This is a genomic window from Serratia proteamaculans (genome assembly GCF_004684015.1).
Lineage (GTDB): Bacteria > Pseudomonadota > Gammaproteobacteria > Enterobacterales > Enterobacteriaceae > Serratia > Serratia proteamaculans_F.
Genome location: NZ_SRIA01000019.1, coordinates 48,058 through 71,552 on the forward strand (window position 1 = coordinate 48,058; position 23,495 = coordinate 71,552).

General features: G+C 54.3%; 23 protein-coding genes. 9 read left to right on the forward strand and 14 right to left on the reverse strand.

All coding sequences use genetic code 11. The features are described from left to right. Positions 1–2 precede the first annotated feature (2 nt). Genes E5C26_RS15920 through E5C26_RS15930 form a run of 3 tightly spaced genes read right to left on the reverse strand, consistent with a single transcriptional unit; the run spans position 3 to position 3,817 of the window. Positions 3–1,130: an ABC transporter permease gene (locus E5C26_RS15920; protein WP_135317185.1), complete on the reverse strand. Its 1,128-nt coding sequence runs from the start codon at positions 1,128–1,130 to the stop codon at positions 3–5. After that, a complete protein-coding gene (locus E5C26_RS15925; protein WP_135317186.1) occupies positions 1,123–2,904 on the reverse strand; it encodes an ATP-binding cassette domain-containing protein in 1,782 nt (593 codons plus the stop codon). The genes E5C26_RS15920 and E5C26_RS15925 overlap by 8 nt, the downstream gene beginning before the upstream one ends. After that, positions 2,891–3,817: an HlyD family efflux transporter periplasmic adaptor subunit gene (locus E5C26_RS15930; protein ID WP_240776048.1), complete on the reverse strand. Its 927-nt coding sequence runs from the start codon at positions 3,815–3,817 to the stop codon at positions 2,891–2,893. Before E5C26_RS15930 ends, E5C26_RS15925 begins: the two co-directional genes overlap by 14 nt. 208 nt (positions 3,818–4,025) lie before the next feature. Between E5C26_RS15930 and E5C26_RS24895 the strand changes: the two genes are divergently transcribed. The 4 genes from E5C26_RS24895 to E5C26_RS15950 all read left to right on the forward strand — a co-directional run bounded on the left by E5C26_RS24895 (position 4,026) and on the right by E5C26_RS15950 (position 8,835). Then, positions 4,026–4,664 (forward strand): TetR/AcrR family transcriptional regulator, encoded by a 639-nt coding sequence (locus E5C26_RS24895; RefSeq protein ID WP_135317188.1) that lies wholly within the window; start codon positions 4,026–4,028, stop codon positions 4,662–4,664. Positions 4,665–5,238: 574 nt separating this feature from the next. Then, positions 5,239–7,677: a penicillin acylase family protein gene (locus E5C26_RS15940; protein WP_135317189.1), complete on the forward strand. Its 2,439-nt coding sequence runs from the start codon at positions 5,239–5,241 to the stop codon at positions 7,675–7,677. A gap of 243 nt (positions 7,678–7,920) precedes the next feature. After that, positions 7,921–8,217 carry a hypothetical protein gene (locus tag E5C26_RS15945; protein WP_135317190.1) on the forward strand — a complete coding sequence of 99 codons (297 nt, stop codon included), beginning with the start codon at positions 7,921–7,923 and terminating at the stop codon, positions 8,215–8,217. Positions 8,218–8,235: 18 nt separating this feature from the next. Continuing rightward, positions 8,236–8,835, forward strand: coding sequence for a hypothetical protein (locus E5C26_RS15950; protein WP_135317191.1), 600 nt, complete (start codon positions 8,236–8,238; stop codon positions 8,833–8,835). Positions 8,836–8,895: 60 nt separating this feature from the next. On the opposite strand, the gene E5C26_RS15955 is transcribed toward E5C26_RS15950, so the two are convergent. Next, on the reverse strand, positions 8,896–9,483 hold the full coding sequence (locus tag E5C26_RS15955) for a nitroreductase family protein (protein WP_135317192.1): 588 nt from the start codon (positions 9,481–9,483) through the stop codon (positions 8,896–8,898). 87 nt (positions 9,484–9,570) lie between these two features. Then, positions 9,571–10,452, reverse strand: a complete 882-nt coding sequence (locus E5C26_RS15960) for a LysR substrate-binding domain-containing protein (RefSeq protein ID WP_135317193.1) — start codon at positions 10,450–10,452, stop codon at positions 9,571–9,573. Positions 10,453–10,572: 120 nt separating this feature from the next. Here E5C26_RS15960 and E5C26_RS15965 point away from each other — a divergent pair, with 120 nt between their 5' ends. Together E5C26_RS15965 and E5C26_RS15970 are read left to right on the forward strand one after the other, a co-directional pair. Next, the gene (locus tag E5C26_RS15965) at positions 10,573–11,208 is read left to right on the forward strand and encodes a flavodoxin family protein (RefSeq protein WP_135317194.1); all 636 of its coding nucleotides are present in this window, start codon (positions 10,573–10,575) and stop codon (positions 11,206–11,208) included. A 146-nt stretch (positions 11,209–11,354) separates the two neighbouring features. Continuing rightward, positions 11,355–12,455 carry a glycosyltransferase family 9 protein gene (locus tag E5C26_RS15970; RefSeq protein WP_135317195.1) on the forward strand — a complete coding sequence of 367 codons (1,101 nt, stop codon included), beginning with the start codon at positions 11,355–11,357 and terminating at the stop codon, positions 12,453–12,455. Here the strand turns inward: E5C26_RS15970 and E5C26_RS15975 are convergent. After that, the gene (locus E5C26_RS15975; RefSeq protein WP_135317196.1) at positions 12,441–13,607 is read right to left on the reverse strand and encodes an O-antigen ligase family protein; all 1,167 of its coding nucleotides are present in this window, start codon (positions 13,605–13,607) and stop codon (positions 12,441–12,443) included. The genes E5C26_RS15970 and E5C26_RS15975 overlap by 15 nt on opposite strands. After that, positions 13,585–14,493, reverse strand: a complete 909-nt coding sequence (locus E5C26_RS15980) for a sugar glycosyltransferase (RefSeq protein ID WP_135317197.1) — start codon at positions 14,491–14,493, stop codon at positions 13,585–13,587. The genes E5C26_RS15975 and E5C26_RS15980 overlap by 23 nt, the downstream gene beginning before the upstream one ends. Before the next feature lie 312 nt (positions 14,494–14,805). On the opposite strand from E5C26_RS15980, the gene E5C26_RS15985 reads away from it, so the two are divergent. Then, on the forward strand, positions 14,806–15,054 hold the full coding sequence (locus tag E5C26_RS15985; protein ID WP_135317198.1) for a hypothetical protein: 249 nt from the start codon (positions 14,806–14,808) through the stop codon (positions 15,052–15,054). Between the two features lie 17 nt (positions 15,055–15,071). Here E5C26_RS15985 and E5C26_RS15990 read toward each other — a convergent pair whose 3' ends face one another. After that, entirely contained in the window at positions 15,072–15,701 is a 630-nt protein-coding gene (locus E5C26_RS15990; RefSeq protein ID WP_135317199.1) for an alanyl-tRNA editing protein, read from the reverse strand. An 84-nt stretch (positions 15,702–15,785) separates the two neighbouring features. On the opposite strand from E5C26_RS15990, the gene E5C26_RS15995 reads away from it, so the two are divergent. After that, a complete protein-coding gene (locus E5C26_RS15995) occupies positions 15,786–16,721 on the forward strand; it encodes a LysR family transcriptional regulator (protein WP_206194283.1) in 936 nt (311 codons plus the stop codon). Here E5C26_RS15995 and alkB read toward each other — a convergent pair. After that, complete coding sequence (gene alkB / locus E5C26_RS16000; protein ID WP_135317201.1) at positions 16,704–17,351, reverse strand: DNA oxidative demethylase AlkB; 648 nt, start codon at positions 17,349–17,351, stop codon at positions 16,704–16,706. The genes E5C26_RS15995 and alkB overlap by 18 nt on opposite strands. Positions 17,352–17,490: 139 nt before the next feature. Between alkB and rarD the strand changes: the two genes are divergently transcribed. Then, a complete protein-coding gene (rarD, locus tag E5C26_RS16005) occupies positions 17,491–18,378 on the forward strand; it encodes an EamA family transporter RarD (protein ID WP_135317202.1) in 888 nt (295 codons plus the stop codon). 32 nt (positions 18,379–18,410) lie between these two features. On the opposite strand, the gene E5C26_RS16010 is transcribed toward rarD, so the two are convergent. From E5C26_RS16010 to citX, 5 genes are all read right to left on the reverse strand, one after another. Further along, entirely contained in the window at positions 18,411–19,106 is a 696-nt protein-coding gene (locus tag E5C26_RS16010) for a 4'-phosphopantetheinyl transferase family protein (protein ID WP_135317203.1), read from the reverse strand. A 103-nt stretch (positions 19,107–19,209) separates the two neighbouring features. Then, positions 19,210–20,439, reverse strand: coding sequence for a bifunctional glucose-1-phosphatase/inositol phosphatase (agp, locus tag E5C26_RS16015; RefSeq protein WP_135317204.1), 1,230 nt, complete (start codon positions 20,437–20,439; stop codon positions 19,210–19,212). Positions 20,440–20,588: 149 nt separating this feature from the next. Next, the gene (locus tag E5C26_RS16020) at positions 20,589–22,052 is read right to left on the reverse strand and encodes an anion permease (RefSeq protein ID WP_135317205.1); all 1,464 of its coding nucleotides are present in this window, start codon (positions 22,050–22,052) and stop codon (positions 20,589–20,591) included. A gap of 29 nt (positions 22,053–22,081) precedes the next feature. Continuing rightward, positions 22,082–22,966 (reverse strand): triphosphoribosyl-dephospho-CoA synthase CitG, encoded by an 885-nt coding sequence (citG, locus tag E5C26_RS16025; RefSeq protein WP_135317206.1) that lies wholly within the window; start codon positions 22,964–22,966, stop codon positions 22,082–22,084. After that, positions 22,944–23,492, reverse strand: a complete 549-nt coding sequence (citX, locus tag E5C26_RS16030; RefSeq protein ID WP_135317207.1) for a citrate lyase holo-[acyl-carrier protein] synthase — start codon at positions 23,490–23,492, stop codon at positions 22,944–22,946. The genes citG and citX overlap by 23 nt, the downstream gene beginning before the upstream one ends. Positions 23,493–23,495: the final 3 nt, after the last annotated feature.

The window sequence follows — 23,495 nt, forward strand, 5'->3', positions numbered from 1 at the left end:
CGCTACCTCAGCCGTTTGCGAAGTGAAAGCCGTGAGGCATTAATCAGGATAACCGCATAGAGCAGCAGGATGCCGCACTGGCGGAAAAACAGGGGCCAGTCGTCCCCCCCCAGAAACAGCGTCTTGATAAGCGACATAAAATGAGTGGCAGGTAAAATCTGGCTGACGACCTGAACGACTACCGGTAAGTTTCGGATATCAAAAACAAAACCGGAGAGCATCATTGCGGGCATAAAACTCGCAATCAATGCAATCTGGCTCGCCAAAAACTGGCTTGGAGCAAAACCCGAGATGGTCAACCCCATCCCCAAAGAGACCAGCAGATACAGCAGCGAGGACGTGATGATGGCGAAAAGAGAACCTCTGATCGGGATCGCAAACAGATAATGCGCAGCAAGCAGGCAGATAACGAGATCGACAGCACCAATCACCATATACGGCGCAAGTTTGGCAAGCACCAGCTCCAGTGGGCGAACCGGTGTGACAAACAACGCCTCCAGCGTTCCCCTTTCACGTTCCCGGGCAATCAGCAATCCGGTAAGAAATGCCCCAATCAGCGTCAAGATGAGGACGAGGATCCCCGGCACAATAAACCAGGTACTGATCCCGGCCTCGTTGAACCACATGCGTTGCTCAATGGATACCGTTCCTGTCGTTGACGTGAGGTTTTGTCTGTCAGACTCAATGGCGGTCTGCGTACCCAATGCACCCGTGATATAGCCCTGTGCCGCAGAGGCGACGCTGGTAACGGCACCGTTGAGCAGTACCTGCAATTTGCCATTTCCAGACGCCGCGCTTTCGGCATAGTCGGAAGGAATACGCACTATGGCATCCGTTTCATCCTTTTGAAGCGCAGCCTGCGCCGCAACGAGACTCGGGTATTCTTGCACGGAGAGATAACGGCTGCCCTGCAATGCGGTAATAACCTGATGGCTCTGAGCGGTATGCTGCTCCTGTACCACTGCGACACGCGCCGTACTAAGATCAAAAGAGACACCGTAGCCAAACAGCAGGATCAGCACGATGGGCAGTAAAAACCCAACCGCAAGGTTACTTTTATCGCGCACCAGTTGGCGGGTTTCTTTGCGGGTCAGCGAGACCAGCCGATGAAGGAACCTTGACTCATTCATTCTGGAGATCCTTTTTAGCCACCTGCGAGCGGGAATTTTCGACGATGGCAATAAAGGCCGTATTCATGTCCGCAGTATGATCCAGCCCTGCGAGCTGACGGACTTCTTTCGGCGTACCCAGCGCCAGTAGCTTCCCGGCATCCTGAATCGCGATCCTGTCACAATACTCGGCCTCCTCCATAAAATGCGTGGTGACAATAATGGTGATGCCCTTATTCGCCAACTCACCGATGGTGTACCAGAACAGACGCCGCGCCAGCGGATCAATCCCACTTGTCGGCTCATCGAGAAAAATGATTTCCGGTTCATGCAGCAATGCCACCGCCATGGATAAACGCTGCTTGAATCCCCCCGGAAGTTCAGCGCTAATGGCATCCGGATTCAGTTCAAATTGCTTTAGCGAAGCTTCAATCTGGCGGTTTAGTTTTTCACCGGACAGGCCATAGGCTCCGCCGAAGAAAGTCAGGTTGTCCCGCACGCTGAGGTTGCCGTAAAGGGCAAACTTCTGCGAGACGTAGCCAATACGGGCACGCGCTTTTGCACGTGCCGTGCGCAAGTTCATTCCGGCGACTTCCAGTTGTCCACTGGTTGCGGGCAACAGGCCACACAACATACGGAACGTGGTTGTTTTCCCTGCGCCATTCGGCCCTAACAAACCGAAGATTTCGCCGCGTTTGACGTCAAAAGAAGTGTTCGCCACCGCCGTGAAATCACCGAATTTTCGCACCAGGTCTTTCACGACGATGACCGGTTTGTCACTGCCGTTGTCACTGCTCTGGGCAGAGACCATTTCCGCTTTTACCGGCCCGGCTGGCGCTGTCACATCATGCTGCTGCGCCTGATGCAGCAGCAACATGAAACCATCTTCCAGTTCTGCCTCTCTGGGCGTGGCGTCCACCTCATGTGGGGTGGCTTTATCATCGGGAGACAGACAGATAAAGCGGACGGCATCACCTTTGGGGACGGCATCGGCAATGGCGTCGCGTTTTTCGAGCAGATGGGCCTGTAAAATACGTGATTTCGTGCCTTGCGGAGGAACCGCCAACCATGTTCTGCCTGAGGCCTTCTGGCGCAACATGTCAGGTTTACCCTCAGCGAGAATTTTGCCGTGATTCATGACATAGATTTGCGCGCAGCGCTCGGCTTCATCCATATAGGCGGTGCTGATGATCACGCTCAGTTTTTCATCCTGAACCAGCTGTTCGATGATTTTCCACAGGTCGCGACGGGAGAGCGGATCAACCCCGACACTCGGCTCGTCGAGCAACAGCAAGTCAGGAGAACGCACCAGCGTGCAGGCCAGCCCCAGCTTTTGTTTCATACCGCCAGAGAGTTTTCCTGCCGGACGCGCCGTAAAGCGGGTCAAATCAGTTATCGACAGCAGTCGTTCGAAGCGTTCCTGTCTGACCTCGGAGGGAACACCATGCAAATCAGCGTACAAATCGAGATTTTCCTGCACACTGAGATCGTCATATAGCCCAAAGCGCTGCGGCATGTAACTGATGCGGTTTTGCACTGACTGCGGATCGGCGGTCACATCTGTACCCAATACGGTCAGGCTGCCAGAACTGGGCTCATAAAGACCGGCAATCAACCGCTGAAAGGTGGTTTTCCCCGCGCCATCAGGACCCACCAGTGCCGTTAACTCACCTGCCCGAATATTGAGCGTCAGACCATCAAGCGCGCGCGTTTCAGGCGCTTTCTTGGTGACGCCAGGAAACAGGCGCACCAGGTCACGGGCAATAACAACATCCTGATTTTCAGTTACCGGCATCGCGCTGATTCTCTGGCTGAGTATTAAGGGTCACCGTGGCAGGTTGTCCCATGCGCAGAACGTTATCCGGGTCGTCAACGACAATGCGGACTTCAAACACCAGATTGGTTCGCAGATCTTCAGTCTGGACAGATTTCGGCGTGAACTCCGCCACCGAGGAGATAAAGCCGACTTTACCCGTTACCGGTTTATCCGGGAACGAATCCGTGAAAACCTTTGCTGACATACCCGATTTCACACGTCCTAAATCACTCTCATTCAGCCACACACGGACCCATTTCGGCTGGCTAAGTGCCAGGGTGTACACCGCTTTTTGTGGGCCGGTCATGTCCCCCGGTTCCTGAAGACGAGCCCGGACTATCGCGTCAACGGGGGAGCGTAATTCTGCCTGCGAGAGGTGGTATTGCATCAACGCCAGCTGTGCCTCGGTAGCGCGAACCTGCGCAACGGATGCTTCACGTTGCTCGGAGCGTACCCCTTTCTCCATCAGTGTCAGGCTGGCCTGACGTTCTTTCACGCTGGCCTGGGCAATACGAAGATTGCTGCGGGCCGTGTCCAATTCCTGTTTACTGACGCCCTTTCCACCGGTGCTGGCGGAGATGCGTTGAATACGGCTGATGTCTTCAGTTGCTTTCTGTAATTGCGCCTGCGCTGAGGACAACTGCGCCCGGGCTTGTTCCAGTTCCTCTGGACGCGCGCCTGCCTGCTGTTCACGCACCGTCTGCTTCTGGGCATCCAGCTGCGCCAGGGCTTGTTGCTCCTGAATCTTCAGCGCACGCGTGTCCAGTGTGGCGATAACCTGTCCGGCACGAACCCGATCGCCTTCATCGACAGTGAGCGTGCTGATGCGGCCGCTATCTTCAAATGCCAGTGAGACCTGTCGAATATCGACATTTCCATGCAGCTTCAACAAACTCTTATCTCCATCGGGACGCCCCATCAGCCAAAAAGCTAATACAGCAATGATGAGAGCTATCACGACAGCCCCGGCGATGATTTTTTTATTCATAAGAGTAGTGTTCCGATGTCCCTTGAGAATCTTAGTTTAAATCAAATTTAAACTATAGTTATGCAATAATAAACCCTGCATGCAAAATTAACTTATTTGGACGTTGTGAATTATGAGCAGAGCACGCCGAAGCGATGGAGATATCACGCGGGAAAGCATTCTCGAGGCTGCTGGAGAGCTGATCGCGGAAAAAGGATTCGCGCAAACCACCAACAAAGAGATTGCCAAAAAAGCCGGTGTTGATCTGGCTGCCATCAACTATCACTTTGGTGGTCGTGACGGGTTATATCTCGCCGTTCTGACGCTTGCACACCATCATTATCTGGATGGCGATCAACTAGCCCAACTGGCTGCATCAGAGGTATCCGCAGAAGATAAATTAGGGACTTTCCTGGAAACATTTCTGGCAAAACTGAGCAATCCGGATGATTGGCATGGTCGAGTGTTTGCCCGCGAAATGTTGTCCCCCTCTACACAACTTGGGGATTTTATTAATACTGAAGGGGCAGGAAAGATTCAGTCGGTGAGACGGATTGTGGGCGAAGCCGCCGGGCTTTCAGAAGATGATCCCCGCTTGCTTCCCTGTATACTGAGTGTGGTTGCACCCTGCATGATGCTGATGGTAGCGGGAAATCGTATGCCAGGACCCGTACAGGAAATCGTCGCAATGCAAACGAAAGCGCTGACAGCACATTTTAAGCAGTTCTCGTTGGCCGGTCTTAAGGCCATACGGGAAAACAATCTAAGCTAACTAGCAGTTGTTCGCCGTGGGTTGACTGACATCTCATGAAATGACCTGGTCAATTCACCAGGCCTTTTTAGTTTGCAATGTCCACTTCTGGCACCGAACAAATTGTCAGATCACTTTGGACATAGTTTCACTTCAGCCAGACTCTTCAATGCTTACTCCAGTCATGCTTCCTTTGCGGGGCTCACTGTTAAAGATTACACCTGCAGCAGAGCCCTCACAGTACCTATTGGCAGCCATCCCGCTCACCCTATTGCCACGTCAGTAGCTCTGTTTAAGTCATGATTTACTCTTAAAGATAAAAATAAAAATAAAGTATCCCTTTTTATCGCAATCTTCCCCACCCTCGAGAAACCTCAACATAAAGTAACGAATTAATAATGAGATTAATGGTCACTTCGATAAATAGAGCATTCCTTGAACAGTGATTTTGGACACACAAAACAACATTAAAGTTAAAATTATGTATCACTTTGTTGATTTTATGTAGCAAGCTAACGGAACTCTCACGGCAAGCTCGCCCTCCCTGAGCTAACAAACCACCGCCGCGATCACCACGAGTTAACGAGGAAACTGCATGAAATTGTTATTTCAACCGCGTTCTGCTTTGTTACTGGCCCTCGGGTTGGGCTGCAATCTGGTTATGGCCCAAACTTTTGCCGCTGATGTGACGATTAAACGAGACACCTATGGTACTCCCCACATTTACGCCAATGACGTTTACGGGCTGTTTTATGGCTATGGTTATGCCATCGCTCAAGACCGCCTATACCAATTGGAAATGTCCCGGCGCAGTACTGAAGGGCGTGTCGCGGAAGTGTTAGGCAAAGACTACCTGTCGTTTGATATAGGTATCCGCCAACAGTATTCCCCTGCCAAAATCAAAGCTCAACTGGCCGCGTTACCCCAGAGTGATCGCGATATTCTTGATGGCTATGCTCAGGGCATTAACGCATGGCTGAAAAAAATCGATGCCAATCCGCAACAGTTGATGCCAAAACAGTTTATTGACCATAATTTTAAACCGGCTCCGTGGACGGACTTCGATGTGGCCATGGTCTTCGTCGGCTCCATGGTCAACAGATTCGGCGACTACAACACCGAGCTGGAAAACCAGCAATTGCTCGCAGGGCTGATAAAAAAGGATGGCGAGACGCAAGGCAAAGCGATATTTAACCTGCTGCTTTCTCAAGATAACCCCGGCGCACCTACCACCGTCCCCAAGGGTGAATGGCAACCTTCGATACGCAATGGGGCTTATGTTTCTGCCCCGTCGGCGGCATCCCCCCTGAACCATGCCGCTCTCCCGACAGAGGCAACGGCCAATGAACAAACGCCTCGCTGGAAGCCGCCGAAGGAAAAAGCCTTTAGTAACATTATCGTCCTGGGCTCCCGTAAAACCGACGGCGCCAAGAGCATTCTGCTAAACGGGCCTCAGTTCGGTTTCTATCAGCCTGCTTATACTTATTCTGTTGGGTTACATGGCGCGGGTTATGACGCGGTGGGAAACAGTCCATTTGGTTATCCGATGGTGGAGTTCGGCTACAACCGCGATATCAGTTGGGGGAGTACCTGGGGGGCCGGCGATAATGTCGATATATACCAGTTGAAATTGAACCCTAAAAACCCTGAAGAGTACTTCTATCAGGGGAAATACCGTCCTCTGGAAAAACGCGTTGAGACCATCGCGGTGAAGGACGGTGAAGCCCAACATTTGACAGTGTACCGAAGCGTGCAAGGTGCCGTCATCGACTACAATCTCAAGCAAGGCCTGGCCTATGCCAAACGTCGTGGCTGGGAAGGCGAAGAAGTCGCCACTTTACTGGCCTGGAATAAGGTCGGCAAAGCAAAAAACCATCAGCAATGGCTCGATCAGGTCCAGCATTCCGCCATCAACGTCAACTGGTACTACGCCGATAACCAAGGCAACATCGGTTATGCCCTGGGCGGGCGTTATCCAATACGCCTTAAGGGGCACGATAACCGGCTACCTATGCCGGGTGACGGCAGCTCCGAGTGGCAAGGCTTTATGCCATTTGCCACCAATCCTCAGGTCTACAATCCGAAAACGGGTTACATCGCCAACTGGAACAACCGCCCTGCGGAAGGCTTCCCCACCCCGGACGAATGGTGGTACTCCTGGAATACCGCCGACCGTATCCAGTCGTTATTCACCCGTATTGATAGTCAGCCGCGTTTTACCCCCACGCAGTTATGGGATTTGCTGATGGACGTCGCGTTTGAAGATCCTAACGCGCGTTTTTTTGTGCCCCGCCTGGTCAAGGTCGCCGGCAAAAGCGATAACCCACAACTGCGTGAAGCTGCCGCCATCCTCGGCAAGTGGGACTATGAGGAAAGGGATCTGAATAACGACGGTTATTACGATACCCCGGCGACCCCCATCTTCCGTGCCTGGCTGCAACATATGCTGACTCTGTCACTGGGCGGAATATTGCCTGCGGAACAGGCTTCGTGGTTCCTTGATCCCGGTTATATGAAACCGGGAGAAAGCACCACGGGCAGCCAGAATATTTCGGTGGGTACCAAAATTCTTTATCAGGGCATGACCGCCGGCGGCAAGACCTCAGGCTTTGATATCTTCAAAGGCAGAGACGTCGATGGCCTGATGATGGAAGCGCTGCAGCTCGCCGTTAACGATCTGAATAAAGCGCAAGGCGAGAAGATGACTGCGTGGCATACCAAGGTGTCAAACACCACTTATCAAACCAAAAACTTCCTGAACGTTCCGCAAGCAGGCTCAGACGAACACATTCAGAATCGTCTTGCCATGAACCGCGGGACCGAAAATGACATGGTGGTCTTTACCCATAAAGGGGTCACCGGCGTCGAGGTCACTCCTCCTGGCCAGTCCGGTTTTATCGCTCCAGACGGGAAACGCTCAAAACACTTTGACGATCAGCTGTCATTATTCGGTGATTTGAAAAACAAACCGACCTGGCTCAGTGCCAATGATGTCCAGGCCAATTCGGTCTCTCAGGAAACCATCCGTTATTAAAGCCTGATAGTGTTTGAAGCCCAGTTTATGGTTGAACTGGGCTGTCGTTGCCCCTGAGGCTGGGTATGCAGGAAGGTGCCCGTTACATTAGTCTGCGAGGCATCCCGCCTTTTCATCTTTTTCTCCAGTTATTTCCCTACATTGCTTGGCTGCCCTGCCTCTTCCCTCAGTACACTTGGCTGCGATTAAATACTTCAGACAGCTTGCATGTACGTAAATAAGCGTACAGTATAGGGAGGTAAGATGGGATTCAGGGATGTAAAGCAACTCGCCATACGCTGTCTTCAGCAAGGCGCGTATGACCATGAGGTACGTGGCAATATCGATGTGAAAAATCTGTTTGCTACCGGCCAGGTTGATGAAAACTGGGTGATTGAACTTATCAAGAAAACGGGCGGAGATGCATATCAGTGCTGCCCACATCATCAGGACGCCACTACTGATGTTCATATTCTTCGCCCCTGGAAGTCAGGTTGCTATTGGTACGTGAAATTTTATTTCATAGAACCCGACATCATCTTTATCAGCGTGCATCAATAACTCAGCAAGGAGCTCACAATGAGAATTGTTAAAGAAGGTGATACGCGCAGCGTTCTGTGCCAAAACTGCGGGCGAACAATGGCAACCTATCGTTTACGCGATGTGGATTTCAGCGATCGCCGCGGCACAGTGAGGAATATTTTAGCCGCCGTCTGCAACCAGTGTGATGCGGTAGTCAGTGTTCCCGCCCAGTCCACTCCGCGCATTAAAAGCGAGTTTGAGCAGGCTAAATCAGCGCTGGAAGTACGCGTTCCTGCGCACTATCTCGATATTCTGAACGTTGCCACGCAGAAAATAGATGATTCGCTGGATGAAAACTTTCATAAAACGCTGATCCTATACTACCTCCATGCCCTCACTACCGGCCGCTATCAGCAGCAAGAACTGAAAACACTGTTAGGCAGCGAGTTGGCGAATGCCAAATCGTCGAAACGTTTGTCGATGAAAATCACTCAAAAGCAACTGGCTGAATTAAATAGCATCATGGAACAACAGAGCCTGACACGGAATTCTGACGTGGTGAAAGCGGTGATCCTTAAAATTTATCAGGATCTGGTACAGGAAAAGAACTTGGGGATTTTGCCGGAATTACGCAATGTCGCCGCCGCCATTTCCTGAGCCTGGCATTGCCCTAGTGACGAAAAAGGCCTGAGCGGGTCAGGCCATACTTGGGGATGATTACAGGGTAAAGTTCAGCCCTTCCACCACGGTCTGCTCCAGCGGTAAACGCCCTGAAGGGATCTCTTTTTGCTGCAAGAATTCCGGCAAGCGGGATTTATCGCCCGTTTTACCGATCGCCACCATGCTGTGCACCTGATAGTTATCCGGCAGGTTCAACGCCGCCTTGATTTTGTCGGAATGGATACCGCTCATGCAGTGCGTCGCCCAACCTTTCAGGTGCGCCTGCAGCGCCAAATTGGCCCAGGCAGCCCCGGTGTCAAAGGCATGGCTTGGGTTACTGACTTCCTTCTCACCGTTCAGACTGGTGGTTTTGGAGATCACCACCACCAGCGCCGAAGCATGCTGCGCCCAACCGCGGTTGAACTCAATCAGGAAATCCAGATAGCTGTCCCAACTGGCCGACCCCTGCTTGCTGTAGGCAAAGCGCCACGGCTGGATGTTATAGGCCGAAGGTGACCAACGCGCTGCTTCAAAGAAGCTCAGCAAAGTCTCATCATCGATAGCCTCATTTGCCAGCGCGCGTGGCGACCAACGTTCAATAAACTGCGCATCAATCGGGTAATCAGAAACTCTTGGCTGGCTCATGGACATCTCTCTCATGGGAAGGGAATAACAAAGTTATCTGATATTCCCATGCCTCACGCCAGAAAAACTTTTATTTTGTGCGGTGGCTCAGCGCAAGATCTCCAGTTGCAACCAGTCCAGAAACGCCCGTACCGGCGGGTGTCGCTCGCGCCCAGGTACGCACAGCGCGGTATAAGCCGCACCCGGTACGCAAATTTCCGGCCGATAGGATGCCAGCAACCCGTTACGTACCAGATCCGACACCATCACCGAGCTGGCCAGCACCAGCCCCTGCCCGGCTACCGCGGCCTGCAACGCATAATGCTCTTCGTCATAAGCCCGCAACGCGCTATGCCGCTGCCACCAGTCGACTCCGGCAGCCTGACACCACTCGCGCCAGCCGGTTTCATAAAGCGTGGAGTCGTGCCAATGTACGGTGATCAACGTGGGCGCTTGTTGCTCCGTGGCACACAAATCCGGGGCGCCATAGACGCCGAAACGCTCTTCCAGCCGCGCTGCCTGATGCAACTGCGGGTAGTCAGCGCTGCTGTAGCGAATAGCAATGTCCACGCTGGCGTCCTGCTGCAGATCAATCACCTCACCGCAGGCCTCCAGGCGTACCAGATAGTGCGGGTAGGCCTGATAAAAACGCCCCAGGCGCGGGACCAGCCACAACGCGGCAAAAGAATGGGTGACAGAAACACACAAGGAACCGGCACTGGGCACCGGTCGCAGGGCATCCAACGTGGTTGCCACATCGAGCAACGCAGCGTGCACTCCAGCAAACAAACGCTCGCCCTTGTGGGTTAACCGCACACCGCGCGGTACCCGATCGAACAAGGCAAAGCCCAGCTGCTGCTCAAGCGCCTTGATCTGATGCGATACCGCCGTCGGGGTGACCGCCAGCTCCAGTGCGGCCTGTTTAAAACTGCGCAGGCGGGCGGCGGATTCAAAGGTGCGCAATGCGGTAACCGGAAGCGTGGCAAACATGTACAAGTTCCATATGGATGAATTTAACTCATCCTGAAAGAATAGCCGTCATTTGTCACTTACGCTTTGATCGCCGTAAATTGGCGATCGTATTCCCATGATCAGCAAACGGAGAGTGACATGAATTCATCTCAGCAACCCAAGCGCCTTATTGTTCTGGTGGGCAGCCCACGGCGTGACGGCAACAGTGCAGCATTGGCGCAGGCCGTGATGGCAGGAGCTGCCGAAGCCGGCACCGAAGCCAGCCTGCATTTTCTCGATGACTATATCAGCGGTTTTCTGACTGATGAACGCCATGCCGCGCCCCCTGCCGACCGTTATGGCGAACTGTTTCTGGAACACTTTTTGCCGGCGGATGGGGTGGTATTTTGCACCCCGCTATACTGGTACGGCATGTCGGCGCAAACCAAGGCCTTTTTCGATCGCTCTTTCAGCTATTACTCCAACGCCTACGCTGATGCCGAACAGGTGCATCAGCGTATGAGTGGCAAACGCATCGGGCTGACGGTGGCCTCGGAAGAAACCTACCCCGCAGGGGCAATGGGGATCGTGCATCAAATTCAGGAATTCAGCCGCTACACACATTCCGAATTCGTCGGAATGGTACAGGGTGCGGGCAACAACCGGGGCGAGGTCAGCCGCGATCCGCGTAATCCACTGCAGGCCGCCCGCGATCTGGGCCGCGAAATTTTCACGCGCCATTATTCGGATTACCGGATGGATTCGCCGCGCAGCACACAGGTTTGGCAAGATTGACTCAGTAAATGGGGTGGCTCGCTGCCCCTTTATCAAGGTTGCGCAAGCATATGTAGCAAACTATTGCCGACCATTGGCCCGTCGGGACAAACATCATATGATGCAGATGCCAGACCGGCGCGCCAATTAACTCAAAGCGAAACAAGATGTCGAAACAGTGGAAAATAACAGCGGCCAACGCCTGTCTTCAGATGTTCACCCGGTTGGGCGGCAACTTCCAGCAGAAAGCCAGTTTTAAGCCGGAGCTGACCTTTGAGCGCATCGTTATTTTTTCCACCACTGCCCTGGGCGACCTGATGTTTAATACGCCGGCCATTCGCGCGGTGCGTGAACGCTACCCAACGGCCAATATCACCCTGATTTCCAGCCATAAAAATAAACAATTGGTCGCGACCAGCCGTTACTTTAGTGATGTCATTTATTGGGATCATAAAGCCAAGGACATGCTCAGCATTATTCACCAGTTGCGTAAACACAAGCCGCAACTGGCGATCATCCTGCACTCCAAATCCCCTTACGACGTAATTGTCGCCATTACTGCCGGTTGCCAATATGTGTTCAAGGATGCCTATGGCAACAAAGCCACTGGCATGGAGCCCTGGTTGAGCGGCGTGAGCCAAAGTACCGGTGGCCATTTAATTCAGCGCAAGCTGGATTTAGTGGCACAGTTGGGCTGCAAGACCGACAACAGCGAAATGTTTATTCCCGTTGAGTTTGCGACGATTGATAAAACCGCAGATAAAATTTCTATTGGTTTTCAAATGGGCGCTTCTGAAACGCTGCGTTGCTGGCCCGTCGGGCAGTTTATTCGCCTGGCAAAACTGCTGCTGGCGCAGTCGCCGCACCACCAAATCGAATTAATCGGCTCGCCAAAAGAGCTGTCGATAGAGCAAGAATTTATCGCGGGGCTGACAGCGGCCGAACGGCAACGCGTGGTCAGCCATATCGGCAAAACCACCCTGCCACAACTGCTGGCGGTGATGTCAAATCTGCAGGTATTGGTCACTGGCGACACCGGCCCATTGCACCTGGCTATTGCCCTGAAAACTCCGACCATCAGCCTGTTTGTCACGGCTAATCCGCAGCACACCGGCCCTTATCAAAATCACGAACTGCATCAGGTAATGAACGTGTCGGTTGATGCACTAACGCTCACTACGGCTCAGCGCCGCCAACCCCTCAGCATTATCACTGAAAATCAGGTGTTTGAAAAAGTGACGAGTGCGTTGGCATTAACGCGCCATTGAGGTGGGTTGGGCGAATACCATAGCCAAGGGGAACCAGAACAGGTACCAAAACTCGGCCGGGTTGGCGATGACAAACATGCCCTGTGAGCAGTAGAAGATCAGCATAAACAGGTATAACGCTGCCTCCAGCCGTCGCCCGGTCTTAAGGTGAACCACGGCAAGCCGCGCGCCAAATGCCAGCAACGCGATGAACAGACAAAAGCCCACCAGCCCGCCTTTGAGCAACGCGCCCAGATACAGGCTGTGAGTAGTATGAATAAACTCGCCGGTATAGTTGGTAAAAGTCAGTTCTCTATCAAATCCATAGCCAAAAAACGGCGCCTGTTCTATCAACGAAACACTGTGTCGCCAAATGCTCATCCGCACAAAGCTCTGTTGATAAAGCTGGGTAAAACGCGTTATCAGCATTTCACCAATGGACGACCATAACACTACGCCTGCGGTAAATATTACCGCGGCCACAATGAGCATTACCGATTTTTTATTCAACGCCCGGTAAGATGTGGTTAACACCAGTGCCGCTAATAAGGCAATTAACGGCCCACGGCTTTGCGTCAGTACCATAAAGGCAAAAAGCAGCGGGACGACCAGCAGCACCTTTTTCTGTTGGGTATCCCGAAAAACCATCAGGCTTAACATAATGCCCAGCGCGGCATAGCCGGCAAGATCTATGACATTGCGCGGGCCGGGATTCGTGTCTGAGGTTTCTCTGAGGGTATAGATTTGCTGGTAATCACTCCATGCCAGATACAGGCACAGTAACGTGATGCCGACGATCACCGCACAAAGTAACAGATTGCGGCGAGGGCTATCCAACACCGAGACCAACAGGCCGAGATAAATCAGAATATAAGCGCTGTGCGTCAAGGCCGATGCCGTGTCCTCCGGCGTGCCCCCCCAAAGATTACTGGCAGAATAGTAAGCCAGAAAACACGCTGCCAACGCTATTCCCCTGACGGCGGCTCGCCGGTTATGCCAAATCTTACGAAACTCCGGCCGGGTGGCCAGCGCCAACAGGAAAAAAACCGCTGCGATATGGAACAGATTGTTCACCCGGGTATGGCCGCAAAAAATGGCGCTAAAAAAGGAAAACAACAGCAAGGCGTACAGATAAATCAAGGTTGTGAAATCAGCTTTCTTTGAAAAAGACATGACAGTCAACCTTTTCAAAAATGCTGGTATCTATGGCGCTGGTTAATGAAAAGTTCTTTATAGCAATATTGTTGCTTTTCATTCTTTCACCCGCATGGCTAAAAGCCGGGATGATCATATCTTCAACCTTCTCGGGTAAAAATGTCGGCAATTGGTTCTCTGGCGTTTCATAGAAGCGCGGCAAATCGAAATTGTTCATATCCAGCCCGGCAATAAATAGCTGTTTAAACCCCAGGAAGGACAGTATCTGAAAGGCCCAATAAACCACCGTGCCAGCATCGAAGATGCCATGCCGAATATCATGGCTAAAGGCGATGGATTTACAGACAGAGGAAAAATGGACATCACAGTCGTGGCGGTAATGGTCCCAAAGTGCCAGAGGGTTTATTTTGGGGCTATAAATCTTGAAAGCCGCGTCCTCGATGACGGCGAACTGGCACTTCACGCCAGCCAGCGTGAAGCGATCAATGATTTTCGCCACGCCGTGGACCGTAGTGAACAGGATTAACCCCGTTGCCAGAATGATCTCTTCTATAATGTCAGGCCGTTTATCGATAAAGCCCATATCGACAATAACATAAAAGCGAAAACTCACCTTCGAGCTTAAGCAATAAGCGCCATTGACCCCGAGAGCCGGCATTTCAGGAATATCGCCAAAGCAAATGGAATTCACCGATGGCCCTGTCGCCGTCAACAGTATTGGTCCCTGGCAGCTGTCTTTTAGTGCGGACAATTCTACAATAGGGACAATCTTCTTCTTATAATTAAGTACGCTAATCTCTCCACTGGCGGCGCGTTCTATTTTCACATAGGGCCAGAGGTTTTCATTATGCCTGTAAGGGCGAGAATGAGAGTAACGATATACCTGCTTAAAAAAACTTCCCATCGGGCCAATTTCCCATCAAAAATGCATCCACGCCAACAAGGATTCGTCTGATCTAAATTAAATTCATTGATGGGGTGAGTATCGGGGCATTGATAACATCGGGCAATTTATGCAATTTGAGTTCTTCGACATAATTACGACAAGAGTTATGTCATTTTGTTAATAACGTTAAAAACATGCAGGAAGACGTAATTTATATTTTGCCAACTGTAAGATTACACTCAATCCACCGCAGAAATATGCAAGGCATCGGTGCTTGGCAGAAGGGATGTTTTGTTATAATGTATCGAAAATCAAACCAGGACGATGAAAATGAAAACTCAGCTCTTGCTATTGTTCCTTGGCTTGTTGGCCGGCAAGGCCACCGCATTTCAGTCCAAAGTGCCCGAACCGCAACCACAACAGGCACGTATTGCAGAAAATAACATCGAAAATATATTCTACGGCTTCCATGCGCTGGACGCGCAGGCGGTCAATATCGGCACCTGTGCGGCCCTGCCACAGGCCGGATGCCAATGTGCTTTCTGCACCATGCTACGACAGGCCGGACCGGCGAAATAACCGATCCGGATCAGACTTCAGCCCAGTTCGTACTGCACAATCAACTGCCCTTTTTTCATCTTTAACCCAGTAATCTTTACCGATCCCAGCTCGGCCAGTGAAGGTACATGGGTACCACCACAGCCATAGGCGGGCAGTTCGCCGAACCCTACCTGGCGCAAACTCTCAACCGCCCCTTGTTTACGCGGGAAATCCGCCGCGATCAGCCGCGCCAACTCTGCCTCCAGGAAATCCTGATCCAGGGTTTGGGGTTCAGCACCCGGCACGAAGGTAATGCGCCCTTCCCCCGGCCAGTGGTGCGCCTTTACCGGCTGCCAGCCGCGCGTTTCACCCAACCAGCCGATCAAATGCCCTGCGGAATGCCAGCGGGTGTGCAAGCGGCGCAGTTCGCCATCCACCTGCACGCTCACCGGCCCTTCGGGCAGCGGCTCGGCGGTAAAGTGCAGCACTTTTTCGCCCTGCTGTGCCACGCGCAGTACCGGGATAGAACCAAGCAGGCCGCCGTCGGCCGGTTGCCCGCCGCCCTGCGGGTGGAACAGCGTGGCGTTCAGCTCTATCGCGTATCCCCCCTCTTCAACCGGGGTACAGGCCAGCACCTGTGCTTCGCCCTGTAAGTCATCGCTGTAATAATAAAGCCGTTCGGTCATGGTTTTTCTCCTGATTAGTGGCTCCATTATATTCATGCCATAATCAAAGCATAATCCATCAAAGATACAATGGACCTTTGCGCTGTGAGCACAAATCTCTCTCATTCACTGCTGGCCGAAATGGCCGTTTTTGTTCAGGTGGTGGAGAGCGGCAGTTTTTCCGCCGCTGCCCGTCGGCTGGGCACGTCCCCTTCTGCTGCCAGCCGTAGTGTGGCCAAACTCGAACAGGCGTTGGCGCTGCAACTGCTGCACCGCACCACGCGTAAGCTGCGCCTGAGTGAACAAGGTGAAGAGGTGTTTCAGCGCTGTCGCAGCATGCTGGACGCGGCGAACTCTGTCATGGCGTTCAGCGGTCGCGGCGCGGTGGAACCCGAAGGGCTGGTCAGCGTCAGCGTGCCCAAGGCGGTGGGCCGCTTTGTATTGCATCCGCACATGCCGGAGTTTTTACGCCGTTACCCCAAGGTAAACGTTCGCCTGCGGCTGGAAGATCGCTATATGGATTTGATTGACGATAGGGTCGACTTGGCGCTGCGTATTACCGAGCGCCCTTCTCCCGGCTTGATTGGCCGTCAATTAATGACTATCGAACACCTGCTGTGCGCCACCCCCGATTATCTGGCGCAACACGGCACGCCGCAGCATCCGCAGGATTTGGCCCAGCACAGCTGTATTTATTTAGGGGAAACCCCCAATGATGCCCGCTGGAAATTCCGCCGCGCCGGTAAATCGGTAACGGTAAACGTACAGGGGCGCTATGCCGCCAACCATACCGGTGTGCGGCTGGATGCGGTGAAACAGCACATTGGCATTGGTAGCCTGCCGTACTTTACAGCCCGGCAGGCGCTGGACAGCGGTGAAGTGGTGCAGGTGCTGCCGGAATGGGATTTTCTCAGCAGCTACCACGGCGGCCTGTGGCTACTGTATGGCCCCAACCAGCACTTGCCGCCCAAGCTGCGGGTGTTTATCGACTATCTGGTTGCCTGTTTGGCGAAAGAGCCACAGCTAAAGCGCCTTACGTAGAGTGATGTTAATGCGGTGTGGCCCCGCCAACGAATGGTAGCCCTCTTTGATCGGCATAATACCGTGGAAGCACAGCCGCGACGGGCCCCCCCACACCACCACGTCACCGTGTGCCAGCGGAATTCTCTGGGCGCGATCGCTGCGCTGCATGCCACCAAACTGGAACACCGCCGGTAACCCCAGCGACACGGAAACGATCGGCGAGCCGAAATCATGTTCGTCCTTATCCTGATGCAAGGACAGCTTGCTGCCCGGATCGTAGCGGTTCATCAGGCAGGAATCCGGCACGAAGGGAGCAAAACCTGCCTGCTGCGCCGCCTCATCCGCCAGCGCCATCAGGATAGCCGGGATCGGTGGCCAGCGTTTGCCGCTGCGCGAGTCGCGTTCGGAGTAACGGTACCCCCGGCTGTCACTGGTCCAGCCGTTGCCGCACCAGCTCATCGCCACCGACATCACGTGGCCGCCCGGCGTGGTCATATGCCGCCACGGCACCTGGGCGATCACCCCATTCACTGCCGCCAGCAACTCCGGGCCGTGATCGCGCACAAAGCCGTGCATCACCACCGCGCCAGGGGCGATCTGCTCCCGCCACGGCGGCGGCACAGAGTCTTCAAAAAGATCGAGGGTCATCGCACAACACCTGTATTAATACACAGTACTTATTTTAACTCGCCACTGCCGATTGTCCAGTGTGATACGCGGCATTGTTGTCAGCACCAAACTTCACTAGAGTAGCGGCCATAAAATCAATAACTTTTCAGGACAGCCTGTGATTAAAGGAATAGCGCTTTCCGTCATCGCCTCAATATTGTTCGGCGTGATGTATTACTACACCTCCACTCTGACGCCGCTCGACGGCGAGCAGGTGTTTGGCTGGCGCACCCTGCTGACGGTGCCATTTTTGACGCTGTTTATGCTGTATTCCGCCGACTGGTGCAAAGTCAGTGAAACGCTGCACTGGATAAAACAAAGGCCGCGCCGCCTGCTGTTTCTGCCGCTGAGTTCGGCGCTGCTGGGGGTTCAGCTGTGGTTGTTCCTGTGGGCACCGCTGCACGGCAAAGCGCTGGAGGTGTCACTGGGCTATTTCCTGCTACCTCTGACCATGGTGCTGGCGGGGCGTTTAATCTTTCGCGACCGACTTTCGTTACTGCAAAAACTGGCTGTCAGCTGCGCGATTATCGGCGTTGGTAATGAGCTGTATCAGGTGGGTGGCGTCTCCTGGACCACGCTGGTGGTGGCACTGGGTTATCCGCTTTACTTTATTTTGCGCCGCCGTTTTGGCACCGATAACCTCGGCGGGCTGTGGTGCGAATTGACATTGATGTTACCGGTGGCCGCCTGGTTCGCCTTCGGTGGCGACGGGCCGCTGGCGGCATTGAGCATCAGCCCGGCACTCTATTGGCAAGTTCCGCTGCTGGGGATAATCAGCGCCGCCGCGCTGGTGTGCTATATCCTGGCCAGCCGTCTGCTGCCATTCAGCCTGTTCGGCCTGCTGAGCTATGTGGAACCGGTGCTGTTGGTGATAGTGGCGCTGCTACTCGGCGAAAGTATCGGCCACGATGAATGGTTGACCTATATTCCAATCTGGCTGGCGGTGCTGTTGCTGGTGTCGGAAGGTGCTGGCCATCTGGTTCGGCGGCGGCGCATCCAGCCGTAAAAGGTGACAGTGCAACATATATATTAATTTGATTATAAACAAATAAATGTCGTTACATCGTCACTTTCATGCCAATAGCGGCCACTAAAACGGCGGCCAACGTGGCAATGCGGCGTGAGCGGTTTTAGCAGTTCCAATGCAAAGGCTTGTTGTTGTGTATCGAGCGCCACCAGACGGGCATCGAGAAAATCAAAATAGCTGCGCACCTGCGGATACAAGGCTTTGAACAGGCTTTCTTTGGCGGAGAACACCAGCGTCAGCAATTGATTAAATGCCTGCGGTTGAGCGCGCAGGTATTCATATTCCGTCTCGCTGACGATAGCTCCCCACAGCTCCTGCGCCCGTACGGTGGGAATTAGCGTTTCAACATCCAGCCCCACGCCACCCAGTCCGCTCTCCCGATGCACGGCGCAGAGTGCGGTATCAGCGTTATGGCTGATCGCTCCTGCGATGCCCCTCGGCCATTGCGGCGCACGGTCTTCCCCGCGTAACAACGTGAAATCAGCAAACCCCAGTGGAGCCAGCAACTTCCGCGCCAGGTAACGCCCGGCCAGATACTCCGCCCGCCGCTTTGGCACCGCACGAGCCAGATGATCGGGCAATGTCATGCCGATTTCGTCGAAACAGCTGTCCTGATAATGGGCCAAAGAAAATCGGCAACGGGCAACCTGCCCTGGGTAATCATCCAGGTTCAGCCATTCAAGAGTGGGGATAAAGGAAGAGAACACTTGTCGTCCATGTTGGGTGTGTAAGCGGTAATTTTAGACGCCGAACCCATAGGCAACAATGATTATTCCTCTCCCCCGCAATCGAGGGAGAGGAATGGCTGGATTACAGAATGCCTTTCATGGTTTTTTCGAAGTCGCCCCAGGCGCAGTAGCCCTGTTTATCGACCGGGCAACCTTTGAGTGCCAACGTGACGCGCTGCGGAGGCGTTTTCAGCGTCAACGGGCTGGCATTGCGCAACTGGTCAGTGGATTGATAGACGTACTCAATCTTCAGCAGGTCGCGATCGTTTTTCTTGTCGTGCCAACGCTGGAATACCAGCTTGCCGCCAATCGGCGTTTTCTCATATTGATGCGGCAGTTGATAGGGCTGGAACTCCATCGCCGACAGCAGAGAAGCGATGTTGGAATCATGGCCCACCAGCACCGTCACTTTCGGTGAGTCCGGCTTGCGCTCGCCAATCAGTACGCCGTTGATGTAGGTCAGCAGTGGCTTGGCCACGTTCTGCGCCACGACCGGCGAGGTAAACAGAGAGTCCTGATAGCCGTCTTTCAACTGCGCCAACTGTTTCCACTGCTGCGGCGTGGTGATTTTACCCCAGGCCACGTCCTTCATCGGGAAACCTTCGTAATATTGCAGCATAAAGGCGTCCACCAGCGAGTTGCCCACCCGCAGCGGGCCGGCGACACCCGGCTCTTTGCCCGGCACCGCGCTCATTTTGCTGACTTCTTGGGTCAGATCGCAGCGTTTGTCGGTTTTACAGCTGCTGGAATCTTTATAGTCGATGATTTTCGCCAGCTGTTTATAGGCCGCATCCAGTTTCAGCGAGGCCAGTTCTTGGTTCATCGCCCCCATCGCCTGTTGATTAAAGGCGTCGCTGTTGTCGGTGATAATCGGGTTGAAGGTCGGATCCATCTCCCCCATTTTGTCCTGATGATGCACGCTGATATCACAGCCGGGGAAAGCGCCGTTGGTAAAGAACTGCGCGGTCGCTACCGTGCGCTGCAGGCTGTTGGCATAAACATAAACGCTGCCGGCCGTCGGGCAGCCTTCCTGCGGCAGCACGCCGGTTTGTTTCAGCCACACATTGAAATAATGGCCCATATACACTTCCAGTACCCCGCCCTTGGTGGTCAACAGGCCACCCGGCGTGTCCCAGGCCGGCCAGGCTTTGGGGGTGGACTGTGCCAGTACGCTGCCGTTATTAGCCAGCGGCGCACGCAGGTTATGGCGGCTCATCACCAGTACCTGATCCAATTGATAGTCGTTGGTTTCCGCCAGGGCAGTCCCGGTGATGAATAACGGCAAGCACAGCAATAAGGCATTTCTTTTCATCCGCAGAGGCTCCAGGAATATGATTATTTTTAATGTGTTAGCTTTGCTTCGTTATGATGGCGAGGTTAACGGGGAAAGTGTGTGATGGGTATCACAAGGAGAGGTCTGCCCGGCAGCCACCCATAGATGACCGCCGTTAACTCAAAAACTTACAGCCACAAACGCATGATTGGCCAACCGATCAACAGCAGCGCGGCGATATACACCACGCCGAGAATGCCGCCCATGCGCCAGTAATCTTTCGACTTCACGTAGCCACAACCGTAGATGATCACCCCTGGGCCGGTGGCGTACGGCGTCAGCACGCCCATGATACCGATCGACAGCACCAGCAACATCGACAATTCCTCCATCGGCACCCCCGGCAGCCCTTTACCGACCGCCAGGATCACCGGCAGCATGGTAGCGGTGTGCGCCGACAGGCTGGCGAACAGGTAATGAGCAAAGTAGAACACCAGCACCAGTGCCACCACCGTCATATTCGGCGAGAAACCGTCCAGATGGGTACTCATGGTCTGGGCGAACCAGTCGATAAAACCGGAACGCGTCAGGCCATTGGCCATCACCACCAGCGTCGCCAGGTTAACCAGCGTGTTCCAGGCGCTGGAATATTTGGTGATTTCCTTCCACGACACCACGTGCAGCGCCAGCATCAGGGAGACCGCCAGCAGGCAGACCGTGGTGGCATCCAGCAGCTTGCCGCCAAACACCCACAGGCACAGGCTAAGCAGCACCAGACCAATCAGCGTGTATTCCTTGCGCGTCAGCTTGCCCATCTCCCCCAGCGCAGTGTTGGCCCAGGTCGCCACCTCACTGCTGTGGGTTACGCCCGGCTTATACAGGTAATAGGAGATCAACGGCGCGATAATCAACAACAGCAACCCAACCGGCAGGAAGGCCAGGAACCATTGCATCCAACTGATATGCACCCCGGCGATCTTGCTGACGAACTCGATGCCCAGTACGTTGGGCGCGGCACCGGTGACGAACATCGAGGAACTGATGCTGGTACCGACTACCATCATCCACATCAGGTAGCCGCCAATGCGGCGCGAAGAGGGATCATTGGGGAACGAGTCAAACAGCGGCGGCAGGTTTTTCACCACCGGGAACACGGTGCCGCCGGTACGCGCGGTATTGGACGGGGTAAACGGCGCCAGCAGGATATCGATGATCACCACCGCATAGCCCAGCGTCAGGGTGCGCTTGCCCATAAACTTCACCAGGAACAGCGCGATACGCCGCCCCAGCCCGGTAGCTTCGTAGCCGAGCGCGAAGATAAAGGCACCGAACACCAGCCACACGGTGGTGCTGGAGAACCCCGCCAGCCCCCACTTCAGTGCTTCTTTACCGGCCTTAAAGCCCGGTTCTGCCAGTTCCTGCGCCCCGAACAGCACCCAATTGGCACTCAGCACGCTGAGGGTCACGGCGATAAAGCTGATCGCCGTCGCCGGGATCGGCTCGAGGATCATGCCAACAATCATCGCCACAAAAATGGCAAAGTAACGCCAGGCCTGCGGCGGCATGCCGTCGGGCGTGGGTATCCAGAGCAGGATCGCCAACACCAGCAACGGCGTCAGCGCTTTCCAGATTTTTTCCTTGGTTTCGGACATAAAATTCTCCTGAAGACGGGTTATTGTTTTTAGTTCGCTAACTGCGCCAGCAGCCAGGTGACGATTAACAGGTCGGCGCTGCCGCCGGGGCTGAGATTGCGCGTGATGCATTCGGCGTCGAATCGTCGCAGGCGATCAATGCCCCGCTCGCCCTGTGCCCCGCCCTGAGCCAACAACTCTGCGGCGCGTTGCTGCAACCAGCGCAAGCCTTCGATGCCGCCGCGCGAAGCGACGTTGGTGTCGTCGTTGTGCGCCATCAGCCACAGCAGGCTATCCATCAATGCGGTCTGCTCGTCACAACCGGCCTTCCGCCGTTGTCGATACAGCGGTAGCGCGCCGGTAATCACTAATGCGAAACCGGACTCGGCCTCACCGCGAGCGCCGCTCAGGCCATATTCGGCAAACAATCGCTGCCCGGCAGTCTGCAACGCGTTGTGCTGCTGTAGCTCACGCGCCACCAGCCCGTGACACAGGCTTGCCACCTCGGCGCACAAGGTTTTGGCGTCAACGGGTTGTTGTTGCTGGTAACGACGGCCGAAGGCGGCACACAGCAGGCCGAGAGAAAACACGCTGCCTTTGTGGGTGTTGATGCCACCGGTGGCCTGAAACATGTGGTTTTCACAGGCCAGTCCCAGCGGTCGCAACCGCAATAGCTGTTCGGCTGCCGGACGGAAGGCATCGTCGCGGCCCTGACGGACAAAACGCGGCAGCCAGATGCCAATGGCGCGGGCGCTACGGTAAAAATGACCGAGGTTCATATCCCGATGAGCCCCGTTGTTGTGGCGATCCACCAACCCCGGTTTTGGGGTCAGATTCACTTCCACCAACAGCGCGCGATAGGCAGCATGGGCGAAGTCACCGACCTCTGTTTGCGGAGCAAACTTGACGGGATCAGCGGAGAGCGAGTGCATCATTGAGCATCCTTTCCATTTCCTGCAGTAGCTGTTCACTGCTGTGCTGCCGTTGACGGGCGCAGAGTTTGGCCGGTTGGCTGCACAGCAGACAGCGACGCTCCGCCAACCCCAGATCGCGGCGCGACAAAATACGCCCCTGTGAGTCCAGCACGTCGATATCCCACAGTCGGCCAATCGGCTGCTGCACTTCCAACTCGATGGCGCAGTCTTTCACCCGCTGGGCATCGGCCTGCAGCGCCACAAAACCCTCGCAGCCGGTCGATAGCGCCAGCGTTTCAGCCTGCAGGCAGTGCCAACCCTGTTCACCCCACATGTTTTGCAGTGCCTGCCAGCCCAGGTTGAAGATATTGCGCGTCAGCGCGCTGTCTTTTACCGCGCCGGGCACCACCAGCGTCAGCACCAGCAAGGTGGACTGATGCTGCGCCAGCCATGCCTGCTGACGTGCCTGACGGCATTCACGGCTGGTGAGCAATTCCGGCAGGCTGACTGCGCGGTTGGCGGCCAGTTCGGGAAGGACGCTAGCCATAGG